The sequence below is a fragment of the Streptomyces sp. URMC 126 genome (assembly GCF_051386555.1).
In the GTDB taxonomy this organism is placed as follows: domain Bacteria; phylum Actinomycetota; class Actinomycetes; order Streptomycetales; family Streptomycetaceae; genus Streptomyces.
Genome location: NZ_JBPQTX010000653.1, coordinates 1 through 843, shown reverse-complemented (window position 1 = coordinate 843; position 843 = coordinate 1). Strand labels below are relative to the sequence as shown.

The following is an 843-nucleotide window of genomic DNA, read 5'->3' as shown; positions in this document are numbered from 1 at the left end:
GCGCGGGCCCGGGGCGGGGAGGGGGAGCTCCGGGCCCGCGCCCGCCACCCCCGACGGACTCGCCGGAGCCCGCGGAGGACGCCTGCGGGCCCGGCCGATGTCACCCGTCCGGCCCTCATCGCTCGCGGCCCGCCGCCGTCCCGCCTACGTTCGAGACGGCCGGCACCCGGCGCGGGACCCCGCCCCGCGTGCCCGTCGGCCCGCGTTCGTCGCTACCCGTCTCTCCGGCCCTCCGCCCTGTTCCTGATTCGGATCCTGATCCTCCGGTCACCGGATTCCCGGCCTCCGGAACGGGCAGACGAAACCCCCGAATCCGGAATCGGAACCGAGAACCGAAAACCGAGAACCGGAAACCGAGAACCGAGAACCGAGAGCCGGAAGCCCGAGGACTCCGAGGAGAACACCATGGCCGGTCTGACACGGAAGAGCTTCGACGCCCCCGAGGAGGTCCGGCCGTTCGAGGACGACAAGGGGCGGCTGGAACTCGTGGACCTCACCACCGGCCCGGTGGGCCGGGCGACGTTCGAGCCGGGGTGGCGGTGGTCCACGCACGTCGGCCCGATCGCCGGCACCGACAGCTGCCGGGCCGCGCACACGGCGTACGTCGTGTCCGGCCGCATCAACGTCGTGATGGACGACGGGCAGGAGGAGGAGTTCGGCCCCGGCGACGTCATGTCCTGCCCGCCCGGGCACGACGCGTGGGTGGTGGGCGACGAGCCGTGCGTGATCGTCGACTGGCAGGGATTCGCCGAGTACGCGAAGCGGTGACAGGGGGCGACGTCGCATCGTCCCTCCACGCCACGCCTCCCCCCTCATCTCCCTCTCCTCCCCCACCGTTTCCAC

At 72.8% G+C, this 843-nt stretch carries 1 protein-coding gene; it reads left to right on the top strand.

What is annotated here, in order from left to right; all coding sequences use genetic code 11:
• Window positions 1-405: 405 nt before the first annotated feature.
• On the top strand, window positions 406-768 hold the full coding sequence (locus tag ACSNOK_RS33325; protein ID WP_436784521.1) for a cupin domain-containing protein: 363 nt from the start codon (window positions 406-408) through the stop codon (window positions 766-768).
• Window positions 769-843 lie beyond the last annotated feature (75 nt).